Source organism: Blautia sp. AF19-1 (assembly GCF_003479155.1).
In the GTDB taxonomy this organism is placed as follows: Bacteria; Bacillota; Clostridia; order Lachnospirales; family Lachnospiraceae; genus Fusicatenibacter; species Fusicatenibacter saccharivorans.
Genome location: NZ_QUGQ01000003.1, coordinates 141,999 through 157,623, shown reverse-complemented (window position 1 = coordinate 157,623; position 15,625 = coordinate 141,999). Strand labels below are relative to the sequence as shown.

The window sequence follows — 15,625 nt, the reverse complement described above, 5'->3', positions numbered from 1 at the left end:
CGTAGCGGAACATGGGTTCCGAAGTCCTGTCTTTGCCGGCCGGTTTTTTAGTGGAAAGTTTTTCTTCCATTTCGCATGGCTCTGAATCGTTACAAAAAATTTCAGAAAGTTTTCATGCTTTCGCCGGGCGGCGTATATGGACGCTTCCGGCGTTTTATGCTATACTGATTTGTAGGATGTTGGGGGAAATACAACAAAGGAGAAGAAACACACATGGCAAGTCGTTATGAATCCGACATGACAAGGAAGGAGAAGATGCAGCTCGAAAAAGAGAAGCTGTCGAAAATGAATTTTAAAGAGAAACTGGCCTATATCTGGGAATACTACAAGGCTGTCATTTTCGGCATCATCGCTGTTATCTTCATCATCGGCACGATTGTGAATATCCATGAAAATGCGAAGTATTATGACCTCGTGAGCATTGCCGTAGTGGATTACGCAGGACTGCAGGATGTAAGTCCGATCGAGGAGGACCTAAAAGAAGCGCTCGGAACCGGAGATAAGTACGAAAAGGTAAGCATCGATACGAGCTACAGCTTCGGTGAAAACCTGGAAAACGCGGATTACAACACGCTGATGAAATTCACAGCCGTGATTGCCGCACAGAGCATGGATGTTCTGATCTGTTCACAGGCCGTGTACGACAACTACAGCAAAGACGATTATTTTCTGGATCTGTCCACACTGTTTGACGAAGCGACGTGTGAGAAGTACGGGATAAAGGCGGGAGATACCTGCCTCGATATTTCCAAGCTGAAGAAATACCAGGATATGGGCCTTACGTACTATGAGCCGTGTTACCTGACCGTTGTGGTCAACTCCAAGAACACGGACAATGCAGCAAAACTGATCGAATATCTTGAGGAGGATGGAGTAAATGAGTGATCTGTACACAGAAGTGCTGGTGAAAAAACAGCAGACAGGAAAAGACAAGGCGATCAAAGGAGTTCTGATCTTCTTTACCGTTCTTTTTGCAGCCGCAGGAATTATGATGAATCCGCTGATTCTGCTTCTTGCGCTGGTACTTGGAATCGTAGACTATATTTTTATCCCGAAGCTTTCGGTAGAGTTTGAGTATCTGTACGTCAACGGCGAGCTCGACATCGACCGTATCTATTCGCAGTCAAGAAGAAAAAGAGCCGCAAGCTATGAGCTTTCCAACATGGAAATCCTGGCTCCGTACCAGTCCCATCAGCTCGATTCCTACAAAAACAATCAGAGCATCAAACGTTACAACTATTCCTCCGGAATCGAAGGACAGGGCCACAAACCGTATGCATTTGTGATCTCCAAGGACAACACAATGCAGATGGTGATCTTCGAACCGGATGAAGTGATGTTAAAAGATATCCGCAACCGCGCACCAAGAAAAGTATTTATGGATTGACAGCTTTTTTGTTTTGTGTTAAATTAGGTGATAAATCAAAAAGACTTAAGAAGAAAGGAAGATAAGAAAATGGGTACAATTATTGGTGATGGTATTACCTTCGATGATGTGCTTCTGGTTCCGCAGTATTCTGAAGTAACCCCAAACATGGTAGATCTGACTACGCATCTGACCAAGAAGATCAAGCTGAACATCCCGATGATGAGCGCCGGCATGGATACGGTTACAGAACACCGTATGGCAATTGCCATGGCACGTCAGGGAGGAATCGGTATTATTCACAAGAATATGTCGATTGAGCAGCAGGCAGAAGAAGTAGACAAAGTAAAACGTTCTGAGAACGGTGTTATCACCGATCCGTTCTATCTGTCTCCGGAGCACACCCTGGAAGATGCCAATAATCTGATGGCAAAATTCCGTATTTCCGGTGTCCCGATTACCGAGAACGGAAAACTGGTTGGTATTATTACAAACCGTGATTTGAAGTTTGAAACTGATTTCACCAAGAAAATCAAAGAGTCCATGACCAGCGAAAACCTGATCACTGCAAAAGTAGGCGTTACGCTGGACGAGGCAAAAGCAATCCTTGCAAAATCCAGAAAAGAAAAACTTCCGATTGTCGATGACGATTTCAACCTCAAAGGTCTGATCACCATCAAAGATATCGAGAAAACCATCAAGTACCCATTGTCCGCCAAGGATGAGCAGGGACGTCTGCTCTGCGGTGCCGCAGTCGGCATCACGGCAAACGTGCTCGATCGTGTCGATGCGCTGGTAAAAGCACACGTAGACGTGATCGTCATCGACTCCGCTCACGGACATTCCGCAAATATCTTCAAAACACTTCGTCTCATCAAAGAGCATTATCCGGATCTGCAGGTAATCGCCGGAAACGTGGCAACCGCAGAGGCAACAAGAGACCTGATCGCAGCCGGAGCAGACGCTGTTAAAGTCGGTATCGGACCTGGTTCTATCTGTACGACCCGTGTCGTTGCAGGTATCGGTGTACCGCAGATCACAGCCGTTATGGACTGCTATGCGGAAGCAAAGAAGACCGGAACTCCGATCATCGCCGACGGCGGTATCAAGTACTCCGGAGACATGACAAAGGCTATCGCAGCCGGTGCCAATGTCTGCATGATGGGAAGCATCTTCGCAGGATGCGATGAGAGCCCGGGAGATTTCGAACTGTTCCAGGGAAGAAAATACAAAGTATACCGTGGAATGGGATCCATCGCAGCCATGGAGAACGGAAGCAAAGACCGTTACTTCCAGACCGGCGCCAAGAAACTGGTTCCGGAAGGTGTGGAAGGCCGTGTAGCATACAAAGGCCTCGTAGAGGACACTGTATTCCAGCTGATCGGCGGACTTCGTTCCGGTATGGGCTACTGCGGAGCGAAAGATGTTGAGACCTTAAAGGAGACCGGAAAATTTGTGAAGATTTCCGCAGCATCCTTAAAAGAGTCCCATCCGCATGATATCCACATCACCAAAGAGGCTCCGAACTATAGCGTGGACGATAAATAAGAATAAAAAGTCGCAAAAGGCAGAAGGGGGAAAGGGCAGAAACTTTTCAGCTTCTGCCTTTTCAAATGAGGGGGCGCTTATTTGCAGCGGGGAGAGAACATATGGCACAGAAGAGACGGGGAAAAATGACAAGAAAACAGAGGCAGCGCCAGCTTCACCGCAGAATGTTTCTGACGGGAGTTCTGGTGGTGCTGATCTGCGTCGGCATTTACAGCGGCATCCGCCGTGTGGCAAAAACGGCAAGTGATATCACGGCCGTTGACTATTCCGGTTCTGATTATGAGGACAACGATATCACCGACTGGACCGGCGCTCCGCCGATTGATGTGGAGCTTCTGACGCCGAACAGCTGGTCCAGACCGCAGACGAGGCTGAAAAAGGTGGACGGTATCGTTATTCACTACACCGCAAACCCGGGAAGCACGGCGATGCAGAACCGTGATTACTTTGAAAACCTGCCTGAGACGCAGGAGGCGCAGGCCAGCAGCCATTTCGTCGTCGGCATCGAGGGAGAAGTCGTTCAGTGTATCCCGACGAGTGAATGGTCGTATGCATCGAACCAGCGTAATTTCGATACGATCTCGATTGAATGCTGCCACCCGGATGACAGCGGTGAATTTACCGATGAGACATACAATTCTGTGGTCCAGCTCGCCGGTTTCTTATGCAAGCGGTTCAATCTGACTTCGGACGATGTGATCCGTCACTATGATGTAACCGAAAAGCTCTGCCCTCTGTACTACGTGGAGCATGAGGATGCCTGGATTCAGATGAAGGCAGATATTCAGGCGTATGCGGATTCACTTTCCTAAGAGCTGTTTTTAAGAAAAATGAAAAAATCCCCGTTGGGAAAATCAGTTTCAGGAGAAATGATTTTTCCAACGGGGATTTTTCTGTTATCCAATATTTTTAGTAATAGTAACGCCGTCTGCGCCGCTTTCTTTTTTTCGTATTTCCGCCGAGTGCAATCCAGCAGAACAGCCGTACAAACGTGATGCCGAAGAGAACGCCGATGCTGTCGATGCCGACGTCCTTTACCGACGGGCCGCGGTTGGCGACCATCGTCTGGTGGAACTCATCGCTCGCGGCAAAGGCGACACAGAGGATGCCGGCAAGAAACGTGAGCGCGAAGCCGCGCAGGCCGTAGACGTAGAGCGGAAGCGAAACACAGATTGCAAGCAGACAGTACTCTGTCATATGAGCCAGCTTCCGCACCGGGTACTGATACTCGTCAGCCAGTTCCTGGATCTTCTCATCATCCCATCCGCGGTCCATGATGTGGTCGATCGTGATGAAAATGCCGCGCGCCACTTTTTCACTGAGCTGTGAGGATTCCGTTCCGTTCTGGGAAGAGAAGGAGAAAATCATCGACATCATCAGAATCGCCGGGATGAAGGAAAACGGTTTTAACAGTGCAATTACAATTCGATTCATAAAATACCTCCAGTAAAACAAAGCAGGTCAGATCGGAAACTTTTTATGCGGTATGCTCGCGGATTCTGGCAATCGCAGAAAAGATCAGGAATGCCAGCAGGTTCACGATTACGACCGTCGCTCCGGCAGGGGAGGACAGGAAAAACGAGAGGGACATGCCAAGAAGGAAGCACACCACCGAGAGAACCGCGGAGCAGATCACCACGCTCTGGAAGGTATGGCAGAGACGCATCGAGGTCAGTGCCGGGAAAATCAGCAGGCTGGAGATCAGAAGCGCGCCCATCATGCGCATGCCGAGGACGGTGGTGATGGCGGTTAAGAATGCCAGCAGCATGTTGTAAAACTCTGCGCGGACACCGGTTGCTTTGGCAAATGTCTCGTCGAAAGTGACGGCAAAAATACGGTTGTAATACAGGACGAACAGGATCAGCACGACAATGGAGAGCACCACGGAGAGAACAACGTCCTCATCACTCATCGCAAGGATGCTTCCGAACATGTAGTTGTTGACATCGGTGTTCATGCCGCTCGACCACGAAACCGTGATGACACCGATCGCAAGCGCAGAGCTTGAAATCAGGCCGATGGCGGCGTCGCCTTTGATCTTGCTGGATTCGTTCATGCGGAGCAGCAGAAAGGCGGCAAGCACGACGACAGGGATTGTGAAGGCAAGCGGAGCAAAACCGAGTGCCGTTGCAATCGCAAGAGAGCCGAATCCGACATGGGAGAGGCCGTCGCCGATCATGGAGTAGCGCTTTAACACGAGGCTGACGCCAAGCAGTGCGGCGCACAACGAGACGAGAATACCGACCACAAGGGCACGCTGCATAAACGGATAAGAAAGCATTTTCAGCAGATTCGAAATCATAAGTCGGCACCTCCTAAAAACTGTTTTCCAGCCTCGGTTTTCAGATACTCGTTCGTCGGACCGAAGAAGACCTGCTTCTGGTCGAGCTGGAGAATGTGCGTTGCGTCCGGCAGAATATTGCGAATATCGTGGGAAACCATGATGATCGTAACGTTCTGCTCGCGGTTGATGCGGCGGATGAGCTGGTACATTTCGTTTGTCATGACCGGGTCAAGGCCAGTGACCGGCTCGTCGAGGAGCAGCAGTTTCTTTGTGGCGCAAAGCGCACGAGCGAGAAGCACACGCTGCTGCTGGCCGCCGGAGAGATCACGGTAGCATCGTTTCTTTAATGGAAGGAGGTCGAGAAGCTCCATATTGCGGAGCGCGTCCTCTTTGTCTGCCTTTGTGTAAAACGGCGGGAAATGCGGGTGGTTCTGCCGGCCGGACAGCACGACTTCCCAGACGCTCGCCGGGAAATCCTTTTGTGCGGCGGTCTGCTGCGGCAGATAGCCGATCTCGCTTGGATGAAGCCCGTCGCCGGTTGTGATCGAGCCGGTGGACGGATTTTTTAAGTGAAGCAGTCCCTTGATCAGAGTACTTTTTCCGGAACCGTTCTCGCCCACAATACAGAGGTAGGAGCCGGCTTCCAGGGCAAAGTTGACATCGGTCAGGACCGGGATGCCCTCGTAGGAGAAGGTGACATCACTGCAGGTAAGTAGAGCCATTTAGTTTAAAGCCTCCTTTAATGCGGAAACGTTCTGTTCCATGAGGGAGAGATACGTAGCGCCGCTTTCGAAATCATCTTTGGATACATTGTGACAGGAATGAAGCAGCAGCTTTTTCGCGCCAGTCGCCTCACAGATGGAGTCCGTCATTTGTTCATTGGACAGCTCGGTGTGGAAAACGACGGGAATCTGTTCTTCCTTGATTTTATCAATTAAAAAAGAAAGGGTTTTGGCACTTGCCTCGGATTCCGAGGAGCAGCCGGGAAACGCCGCGTAGTAGTCGAGGCCGTAGGTGTCCGCAAAGTAGCGGAACGGGAAACGGTCGCCGAAAACAATGGTATGGCGGCTTGCAGTTGCGGTGACATCGGAAAATTCCTCATCGAGGGAGGCAAGCGAAGCAAGATACGAGGCGGTGTTTGCCTGGTATTCATCCGCATGCTCCGGGTCGAGGCGGCAGAGGGAATCACAGAGCTTCTGGACAATCCGCATTGCATTTTTCGGCGAGGTCCAGACGTGCTCGTCCTGTTCGCCGTGGGATTCGTGCGCATGATCATGGGAAGATTCGTCGTGTGTATCCTCGTCCTCATGGTCGTGTACATCCTCGTGATCTGCATCTTCGTCCTCATGGTCGTGCGCATCCTCGTCCTCATGATCGTGTGCGTGGCCGTGGGTCTCCATTCCCTCGACGGTTTCCTCGGCAACGGTGTCAACGCAGTCCATCAGCGTCACTACCTCTTTGTTCGAGGTATCGACAGAATCAAGGATTGTCTCGACCCAGGCATCGGAATCGCCGCCGACGTAGACGAAGAGATCACATTCGGAAACCGTAATCATATCGCCCGGTGTCGGTTCAAACGAGTGACTTTCCGCACCCGGGGAAAGCAGCATGTGGAGATCGAGGTGATCGCCGCCGATGGCGCGCAGAAAATCATACTGCGGAAAAATGGTCGCCACGGCGGAGAGTTTCGTGTTCTCCTGGGAATCCGCCGTCTCTTTTGAGGATCCCGCACAGCCCGTCAGAAGAAGGAGGGCAGGAAGGAGGAGAAGGCGTAACGTTTTTTTTGAAAAAAATGTCATGATACTCCTTTCTGAAAGAAAACACGGAGGCATTCGAAAAAGCTCCGTATCAGACTGTTTCGTGACAAATGCCGCAGGAGTGGGAAGCGGCAGACGGGAACAAATGTCCCCGAAAAAAGATCAGTTATCATCATATAGCAGGGAGGATTCATTTGTCAAGGAAAGGAAAACCAGTTATAGAAAAGAGGGAAAAAAACTGCCTTTCCCTGTAAAAAAGAAAGGCAGTTTTGAGAAAATTTCTTGATTTTAGGATACCCGGCGGAACTGTGCCTGGTAGAGCTGGTAGTACGCGCCCTGTTTTGCCATCAGTTCGTCGTGGGTTCCCTGCTCGAAAATCTTTCCGTGGTCGATCACAAAAATCCGGTCCGCATTTTTAATAGTAGAAAGACGGTGCGCAATGATGAACGAGGTACGGCCCTTCAACAGGCTTTCGATTCCCTGCTGCACCTGAATTTCTGTCTGTGTGTCGATGCTGGACGTCGCCTCGTCGAGAATCAGAATCCGCGGATCGGACACCATCGTTCTGGCAAAGGCGAGAAGCTGGCGCTGGCCGTTGGAAAGACGGGCACCGCGCTCGCTGATCTCGGTGTCGTAGCCGTCCGGCAGTTCTATGATAAAGTCATGGGCATGCACGGCCTTTGCGGCGGCAATGATTTCTTCCTCCGTGGCATCGAGCTTTCCATACGCAATGTTGTCGCGAATCGTGCCGGAGAAGAGAAAGTTGTCCTGGGTCATAACGCCCATCTGCGCACGCAGACTGTTGATGGAGACATCTGTCAGGCTGTGGCCGTCGACGCGGACCGTTCCCGAGGTAATGTTGTAGAAACGGCTGATCAGATTGACAATGGTCGTCTTTCCAGCGCCAGTCGGGCCGACGAGTGCGATCGTCTCACCGGGAGCCGCTGTAAAGCTGACATCTTTTAAAACCAGCGTGTCCGGATCATCGGAGTAGGCAAAGCTGACGTGGTCGAACGTTACTTCTCCTTTGATCGGCGGCAGTTCTGTGACGCCAGGCTTGTCGGCAACCTCCGCCGGTGTGTCGAGGATCTCAAAGATTCGCTCCGCAGCGGAAAGGTTCGTGATCAGCTTGTTGTAAAAACCGGCCAGGTTCTGGATCGGATCCCAGAACATCGTCAGATACATCGCAAATGCCGTGAACGTACCGATCGGAACGGCATCCACGCCGAGCACGGAAATACCGATAAAATACAGAAGAAACGTTCCGATGCCCCATGTCACTTCGATCACAGCGGAAAAACCATCCGCTAGGCGGACCGCATGGATGAAGGAGTTCTGATGCTCAAGAAGAAGCCGGTCAAACTCGCCCTGCGATTCCTGCTCTGCGGTAAAGCTCTTGATGATGCGGATACCGGAGAAGTCCTCGTGGATATACGCCGTAACATTGGAAGATTTTTTCCGGAATGTCTGCCATCTCTTGTGTGCGACGATCTGAATAAAATACATGCCGATAGCGATCAGCGGCAGCACGAGAATCGCACTTAAGGAGAGCCAGATGTTTTTGATCATCATGATCACCAGAATGGCGATGATCGTGAGAATGTTCGGAATCAGCTTTGTGACACCGTCGTTCAGCACATCCTTTAACGAGTTGACATCGCCGATGATGCGCGCCAGAATCTTTCCGGCCGGGCGGGTATCGAAAAAGCTGAAGCTTAAGGTCTGGATATGCGTGTAGAGCTCGTCACGGATTTCCAGAAGAATGTTGTTGGTAATACGCGCCATCAGAAGCATCCGCAGGCGGACACCGGCCGCGTAAACCAGGTTGATCACAACCATGAATACGCAGAGGGCAATAAGCCCGCGCCAGTCTTTCTGCGCAATATTGACGTCGATGGCGTACTCCAGGAGCAGCGGGTTCACAGTGGAAATCGCGATGGTAACGGCGAGAACCACGAGAACGACGGCAACCTGGCGTTTATAATTTTTTAAGTAGGAGAAGAGGCGGCGGATGGTCGCGCTCTTTAAGACCTCTTTCTGCTCTTCATCTACTTTACTGGAATTGATAGCCATAATCGTATTGTTCCTCTCTTAACGGGTAAGTAAATACAGAAGTTGTCGGGTAACAGATTAAATTGAATTAAGCATTGGCAGGAAGTGCCTGCTCGAGGGCTGCCTTTGCTTTATGGTAATCACCGTACTGAGCCTCCCAGGTGGAGTAGTACAGGCCTTTCTGTGCCATCAGACTCTCATGCGTGCCGCGCTCGGCGATGCGTCCGTGATCGAGATACAGGATCTCATCGGCACTCTGCACCGAAGAAATGCGGTGGGCAATGATGATCTTGGAAACATCTTTTTTCTCGGCGAGATGGCTCTGGATTTCGTATTCGGTCTCCATATCGAGCGCCGAGGTGGAATCATCCAGTACGAGGATCGGAGCCTGTTTTGCCAGGGCGCGTGCGATGGAAAGACGCTGCTTCTGACCGCCGGAAAGTCCCATGCCGCGTTCGCCGATGACGGTTTCGTACTGATCCGAAAGATGGTCGACGAACTCGGAAGCACATGCAGCGGAGACAGCGTTATGTACCTCCTCGGATTTCATCGTGCTGCGGCTGCCGAGGCGGACATTCTCAGAAATGGTATCTGAGAACAGGAAGACGTCCTGCATGACGACGGAAGAAGTATCGCGCACGGTGCGCAGCGGCAGGGTGCGGATATCGTGGCCGTCGAGACAGATGTAACCGTTGGTGACATCGTAAAAACGCTCGAGCAGATTGACGATGGTTGTTTTTCCGGAACCCGTCATACCCATGATGCCGAGTGTGTGGCCCTGCTTTAAGGTAAAGTCGATATCCTGCAGAATCGGTGTGTCATGCAGGGAGAAATCGACGTGATGGAATTCCAGGTCACCCGGAAGTTTTGAAAGCTCCACCGGATTTTCCGGTTCTGCGATTTGCGGCTCCTCTGCGAGAATTTTGTTCAGCTTCTTGTTGGAAGCAATCGCAGAAGCGAAGCAGTTGCCGAGCCAGCCGACGTTTTCGATCGGCCAGGTGATCTTGGAGGTGTACTCCATAAAGGCCGTTAAAACACCGAGCGTAATGCGTCCGTGGATGACACCGTAGCCGCCCGCGAGAAGGACGAGCACGCGCATCAGCTTCGTAAGAAACGAGATGGCGGGATCGTATTTCATCAGGACGCGCGCCTGATCCATGTTGAGATCGCAGTATTTCTGATTGTGTTTCCGGAATTTTTTGATCTCATACGGTTCCCGTGCAAAGGATTTGACGGTGCGGACACCGGCGAGATTTTCCTGTGCAACGGTATTCATGACGGCGTTTTCCTCGCTGATCGCATCGTAGACACGGTCGAGTTCTTTTTCGAGGCGGATTGCGATGCCTGCGACGAAAGGAAGGATCGCCACGGAGACGAGTGTCAGCGGCAGATCCAGTTTGACCATACTGACCATTGCCATCATGATACAGATCAGGCCTTCTAAGATCAGCATGCCGGCAAAGCCGAGGATATCCCAGATCCGGTCGACGTCATCGCGCACGCGGGCGAGGAGTTCGCCGGTATTGTTTTTGTCAAAGTATTCCACCGAAAGCCGCTGGACGTGGCGGAACAGGTTGTCCCTCATCTGGCTGGCGACGCGGACGCTGCTGACATCGAATAAAAATTCTTTGATGTACTGAAACAGGGCTTTTGCGGCACCGATCAGAAGAAAGGCGGCAAGGTATTTCCAGAGCAGTTCCATTTTGTGACTGACCAGCACGTCATCCACGATGTGCAGCGTGACAAGCGGCGCGAGCATATCGAGAAAGACACTTAAGGCCATGGAACCAAAAGCGAAAACGTAGTAGTACCAGTTCTGGAGCAGGTACTTACCGATTGGATTTTTCTTCATGAATGTTAAAACCTCCTCATTGATGTCGTTTGGGTGTCTGGCAGAACATAGGCTTTCAAAAGCTCCGTAAGTGTGGGAACGGAACAACGGGAAACGAAAGCGAAGGCTGCGTTTGTATATAAAAGAAGGGAATCGATGCGGTAAGAAGACCGCGGAATCTGCCTGCCGGAAACGGAGCGAAGCCGGAAAGAACGGTTTCGTACTGTTTATAGCAATAAAAAAAGCCGCAGTATCGACGTACCGCGCCTTCTGTGCGAAATAGCAGGCATAAAGAATGCATAGAGATTTGTTATGCAGAGTTAATGCTTACAAAGAATTTCGAAAGAAGGGCAGCCACCTGGTTTGATCGCCATACGAAGTTTATTCTGTTTTACGCTGGATGCATAAATAAGATTGATCATAAGTGGTGTTCTCCTTTCATGATTTTTTCTGCCGCATCTGATCGAACACGACAGCTTATGGTTCTAAGCTACTCCTGTTTTCTGGATTTGTCAATTGTTATTTTCAAAAATTAAAAAATAAAAGCTGCAAAAGGTATGAAAATTGCGAATTTGGGTAGCTGTTTTGGGGAATATGAGATATAATATTACTGTTCAATCAGCAGTGAAACACTTGCTGTTTCGCTGCGTAAGAAAGTGATTCAGGTGTGAGCAGCCCTCCTTTTGCGTAGCAAAACTTTCAATGAGGGCTGCGAATGTTACAGTTCGCAGGTATCTGTGAACTGTAACGATATAATAAACGAGAGTATAAGCGGAAAAATCACAAGCTAACATGTGAAACGAGGGGACAAAAAGATGGAAAAAATAATTGCAGGCCTGGTGCAGATGGATTCTGGGCCGGATATGAATGAAAATATGCGCATGGCCGAGCAGTATGTGCGGGAGGCGGCGGAACAGGGAGCGAAGCTGATTCTTTTCCCGGAGACCGCAGAATACACGGGAGCAGACATGCCGGGGCACGCAAGTGCAGTGCCGGGCTACGTCAGCCGCCGGTTTTCCAGCCTTGCCAAACGGTACGGTGTCTATCTGCACTGCGGCAGCATGACGGTACGGCGCCATCCGGGGCGTCCGTCCAACACGTCGTTTCTGTTCGGACCAGATGGAGAAACGATTGCAGAATACAGCAAAATACATATGTTTGATGTAAATATTCCGGGCAGTGTCTCCTACGAAGAATCACACGAGATCTGCCCGGGAAATGAAATTGTTCTTGCGGACACGGCGCTTGGCCTGTTCGGCATGAGCATCTGCTACGATATCCGCTTTCCGGAACAGTACCGGCTGATGGCATCCTCCGGAGCAGATGCATTTCTGATAGCGGCGGATTTTACGAAAGCAACGGGAGAGCGCCACTGGGAAGCACTGCTGCGCACGCGCGCCATTGAAAACGGATGCTACGTGCTCGCCGCCAACCAGTGCGGCCAGAAAGCGCGGTTTGAGGCGTACGGCCATTCCATGATCATTGCGCCGGACGGCGAAATTCTTGCGGAGGCAGATGATACCCCGCAGGTACTCATCGCAGAGCTGGATCCGGAAGTGCTGGAGCGGACAAGAAATGAAATCCCGTCTCTGGAAAACAGGAGAGACGATCTTTACCGTGTAAGCTCGGGAAACGTACGGATTTATGAAGAATAAAAATGCAGGGAGGAAATAAGAAGATGGATCAGTTTATACAGTATACCCCGACGGAAGTCGTGTTCGGAAAAGAGACCGAAAACCAGGCAGGCGCTGAGGTAAAGAAATGGGGCGGCACAAAGGTGCTCGTCGTTTACGGAGGCGGAAGTGCAAAACGGAGCGGTCTTCTGGACCGAGTGGAAGCATCTCTTGCAAAAGAGGGCCTTGCCTTTGAAGAGCTTGGCGGCGTAAAACCAAACCCGAGACTTGCCCTTGCCGAGGAGGGTGTGAAAAAAGCAGTGGAAATGCAGGCAGACTTTATTCTTGCCGTCGGCGGCGGAAGCTCGATTGACACCGCAAAAGCCGTTGCGCATGGAGCTGCAAATCCGGAGGAGGCACTCTGGGATATCTGGACGAAAAAAGTACCGCTGACAAAATCTCTCCCGGTAGGAGCGGTTCTGACGATACCGGCAGCCGGAAGCGAGATGAGCGATTCAGCCGTTCTGACAAACGAGGCAATCGGCAAAAAGGCCGGCATCAACACGCCGTTCAACCGCTGCAAATTTGCCATCATGAACCCGGAGCTGGCAGCAACCCTGCCGAAATACCAGATTGCCTGCGGAGTAACCGACATCATGATGCACACGATGGAGCGCTATTTCATTCCGGAGAGCCAGTGCGAGATGACGGACGAGATCGCAGAGGGACTCCTCCGTACCGTAATCAAAAACGGACCGAAGGTTCTGGAAAACCCATCCGATTACAATGCGATGGCGGAAATCATGTGGTGCGGAAGCCTGTCACACAATGGACTGACGGAGTGCGGACGCGGCAAAGATTTTTCGGTACATAAATTCGGCCATGCGTTAAGTGCAAAATACGATGTAGCACACGGCGCATCCCTGGCGGCAGTCTGGGGTGCCTGGGCGAAATATCAGTACGATGAGGAGACGGTTCTCTGGCGGTTTGCACGGTTTGCAGAAAAAGTCTGGGGCATCACAGAGGGAAGCGATCACAAACGGGCAACGGAAGGCATTGAGCGCACAGTAGCGTTCTTCCATTCGCTCGGCATGCCGACCTCCCTGCATGAGCTTGATATTCTGAACCCGTCGGATGAGGATCTGCGTGCCCTTTCCATGGATGCAACACAGCAGGACACTGTAAAACTGTCCCGCATCCGCAAGCTGGGCGCACAGGAAGTATATGAGATTTACCAGATGGCGAGATAAAAGGAGGAAAACCAGATGGCAAAAAAGAAAATCGCAGCACTGCTGATCGCAGCGGCCGTTGCGGCAGGAGGCTGGGCGCTTCCGGCAAGGGTAAGCGCAGCAGAAAATGACGGCACGGCCGTAACCTGGCAGCAGGATGAGACGGAAAGTTCCGAGCAGAATTCGGATGAGGAAGCGGCAGTGCAGGAGCAGAGCGGTACTTCGGAAAACGAGACGCCGGCTGTTACGATTCCAGGTGAGGACAATGAACAGGAGCCGGAAGAGAAACTTCCTGCCGGCTGGGTGAAACAGGAAGACGGAAGCTGGAAATACAGAAAAGAGGACGGCACGATGGCCGCCAGCGAGTGGATCACCCATCTGAACAGGAGATATTATCTGAATGCAGACGAAATCATGTGCACGGGTCTTTCGATGGTCAACGGAAAGCTCTATTATTTTGAGAGCTGGGGCGGAGCCGGATACAAAGGCTGGAAAAAAGTCGGCGGGGCATGGTACTATCTGAACGAGGACGGAAGCGTCAAAACGAATGAATGGTTCGTTCACGACAAGAGAACATACCATGTAGATGAAAACGGTGTGATGAGCACCGGACTGCAGAAGATTGACGGAACGCTCTACTACTTCGAGAGCTGGGGCGGAGCCGGATTCCAGGGCTGGAAAAAAGTCGGCGGAACATGGTACTATCTGAATGAGGACGGAAGCCTCAGAACGAATCAGTGGTTTGTGCATGATAAAAGAACGTACCATGTAGACGCAGACGGTGTGATGAGTACCGGCTGGCAGACGATTGACGGCGTTGATTATTACTTTGAAAGCTGGGGCGGCATGCGCGTGAACGCCTGGGCGGCCAAGGGCAGTGACTGGTATTACATGGACAGCAACGGAACCCCAAAAGGGGAAGGCTGGCTGCTGTATGACAAGAACTGGTATTATCTGAGGCAGGACGGCAAAATGATGCACAGTGAATGGCTGTGGTATGATAATAACTGGTATTACCTGCGGAGCTGGGGCGGCATGTATAAGAGCCAGTGGGTAACGATCAAAGGCGCAACGTATTACTTCCGGAGCTGGGGCGGTATTTACAAGAACGGCTGGCAGGAAGTGGACGGAAAAACGTATTACTTCCGAAGCTGGGGAGGCATCTATAAGGATACCTACATCGACGGCTATTACGTTGATAAAAACGGTGTCCGCCGGAACAGCAAAAATATCTGCGTGGCAATCGACGCAGGACACCAGAGAAGAGGAAACAGCGAGAAAGAGCCGATCGGACCGGGATCATCGACCTATAAGGCGAAGGTTGCTTCCGGAACATGCGGTGTGGCAACCGGCATCAATGAGTATGAGCTGAACCTTGCGGTATCTTTAAAGGTACGCGATATCCTTGAGGAGCGCGGCTACGATGTTTACATGATCCGCGAGACGCACGACGTCAATATCAGCAACTCCGAGCGTGCAAAACTTGCCGCGCAGAACGGAGCAGACATTCTCGTGCGTGTACACGCGAACGGAGATTCGAACCAGTCGGTTTACGGAGCACTCACGATGGCACCGAGCAGCAGAAATACGTATCTTTCCGGTGATGTGATCAGCAAGAGCCAGAAGCTCTCCCAGAAGATGATCGCAGCATTCTGCAAAGACACCGGTGCGAAGAACCGCGATGTGATTTACACCGATTCCATGAGCGGCATCAACTGGAGTACCATTCCGGTCACGATCATTGAGCTTGGCTTCATGAGCAATCCTTCCGAGGACCGTTTGATGGCAACCGAGGATTACCGAAACAAGATGGCACAGGGAATTGCGGACGGAATCGACGCATATTACGAATAAACAAAGGGACCTGCCTGAAATGGGCGGGTCCTTTTTGCATGCAAAAAAGAAAGCGGAGCGAGTCCGCTTTCTTTTGGGAATCCATAGGATC

Annotated in this window: 14 protein-coding genes; 8 read left to right on the top strand and 6 right to left on the bottom strand. The window is 51.2% G+C overall.

Annotated features, from left to right (window positions below; genetic code table 11):
• Positions 1-213 precede the first annotated feature (213 nt).
• From DWX26_RS02880 to DWX26_RS02865, 4 genes are all read left to right on the top strand, one after another.
• Positions 214-885 (top strand): hypothetical protein, encoded by a 672-nt coding sequence (locus DWX26_RS02880; protein WP_022462187.1) that lies wholly within the window; start codon positions 214-216, stop codon positions 883-885.
• A complete protein-coding gene (locus DWX26_RS02875; protein ID WP_022462188.1) occupies positions 878-1,387 on the top strand; it encodes a DUF6106 family protein in 510 nt (169 codons plus the stop codon). The genes DWX26_RS02880 and DWX26_RS02875 overlap by 8 nt, the downstream gene beginning before the upstream one ends.
• Positions 1,388-1,456: 69 nt before the next feature.
• Positions 1,457-2,914, top strand: a complete 1,458-nt coding sequence (guaB, locus tag DWX26_RS02870; protein WP_055218584.1) for an IMP dehydrogenase — start codon at positions 1,457-1,459, stop codon at positions 2,912-2,914.
• A 101-nt stretch (positions 2,915-3,015) separates the two neighbouring features.
• Positions 3,016-3,726, top strand: coding sequence for a peptidoglycan recognition protein family protein (locus DWX26_RS02865; protein ID WP_022462190.1), 711 nt, complete (start codon positions 3,016-3,018; stop codon positions 3,724-3,726).
• A gap of 97 nt (positions 3,727-3,823) precedes the next feature.
• On the opposite strand, the gene DWX26_RS02860 is transcribed toward DWX26_RS02865, so the two are convergent.
• From DWX26_RS02860 to DWX26_RS02845, 4 genes are read right to left on the bottom strand one after another with little or no spacing between them, the layout of a single operon-like run.
• On the bottom strand, positions 3,824-4,348 hold the full coding sequence (locus DWX26_RS02860) for a VanZ family protein (protein WP_118600779.1): 525 nt from the start codon (positions 4,346-4,348) through the stop codon (positions 3,824-3,826).
• Positions 4,349-4,391: 43 nt separating this feature from the next.
• Positions 4,392-5,216, bottom strand: coding sequence for a metal ABC transporter permease (locus tag DWX26_RS02855; protein WP_117761022.1), 825 nt, complete (start codon positions 5,214-5,216; stop codon positions 4,392-4,394).
• On the bottom strand, positions 5,213-5,920 hold the full coding sequence (locus DWX26_RS02850) for a metal ABC transporter ATP-binding protein (RefSeq protein WP_117804114.1): 708 nt from the start codon (positions 5,918-5,920) through the stop codon (positions 5,213-5,215). Before DWX26_RS02850 ends, DWX26_RS02855 begins: the two co-directional genes overlap by 4 nt.
• Positions 5,921-6,874, bottom strand: a complete 954-nt coding sequence (locus DWX26_RS02845; RefSeq protein ID WP_243030493.1) for a metal ABC transporter substrate-binding protein — start codon at positions 6,872-6,874, stop codon at positions 5,921-5,923.
• 13 nt (positions 6,875-6,887) lie between these two features.
• On the opposite strand from DWX26_RS02845, the gene DWX26_RS16830 reads away from it, so the two are divergent.
• Positions 6,888-7,241, top strand: a complete 354-nt coding sequence (locus DWX26_RS16830; protein ID WP_173815799.1) for a hypothetical protein — start codon at positions 6,888-6,890, stop codon at positions 7,239-7,241.
• Positions 7,242-7,243: 2 nt separating this feature from the next.
• On the opposite strand, the gene DWX26_RS02835 is transcribed toward DWX26_RS16830, so the two are convergent.
• Both DWX26_RS02835 and DWX26_RS02830 read right to left on the bottom strand, forming a co-directional pair.
• Positions 7,244-9,028 carry an ABC transporter ATP-binding protein gene (locus tag DWX26_RS02835; RefSeq protein WP_118600775.1) on the bottom strand — a complete coding sequence of 595 codons (1,785 nt, stop codon included), beginning with the start codon at positions 9,026-9,028 and terminating at the stop codon, positions 7,244-7,246.
• A 67-nt stretch (positions 9,029-9,095) separates the two neighbouring features.
• A complete protein-coding gene (locus DWX26_RS02830) occupies positions 9,096-10,859 on the bottom strand; it encodes an ABC transporter ATP-binding protein (protein ID WP_118600773.1) in 1,764 nt (587 codons plus the stop codon).
• A 794-nt stretch (positions 10,860-11,653) separates the two neighbouring features.
• Between DWX26_RS02830 and DWX26_RS02825 the strand changes: the two genes are divergently transcribed.
• Genes DWX26_RS02825 through DWX26_RS02815 form a run of 3 tightly spaced genes read left to right on the top strand, consistent with a single transcriptional unit; the run spans position 11,654 to position 15,534 of the window.
• On the top strand, positions 11,654-12,493 hold the full coding sequence (locus tag DWX26_RS02825) for a carbon-nitrogen hydrolase family protein (protein ID WP_055218595.1): 840 nt from the start codon (positions 11,654-11,656) through the stop codon (positions 12,491-12,493).
• A gap of 23 nt (positions 12,494-12,516) precedes the next feature.
• Positions 12,517-13,701, top strand: a complete 1,185-nt coding sequence (locus tag DWX26_RS02820; protein ID WP_082424905.1) for an iron-containing alcohol dehydrogenase — start codon at positions 12,517-12,519, stop codon at positions 13,699-13,701.
• Positions 13,702-13,716: 15 nt separating this feature from the next.
• On the top strand, positions 13,717-15,534 hold the full coding sequence (locus DWX26_RS02815; RefSeq protein WP_118600771.1) for an N-acetylmuramoyl-L-alanine amidase: 1,818 nt from the start codon (positions 13,717-13,719) through the stop codon (positions 15,532-15,534).
• Positions 15,535-15,625 lie beyond the last annotated feature (91 nt).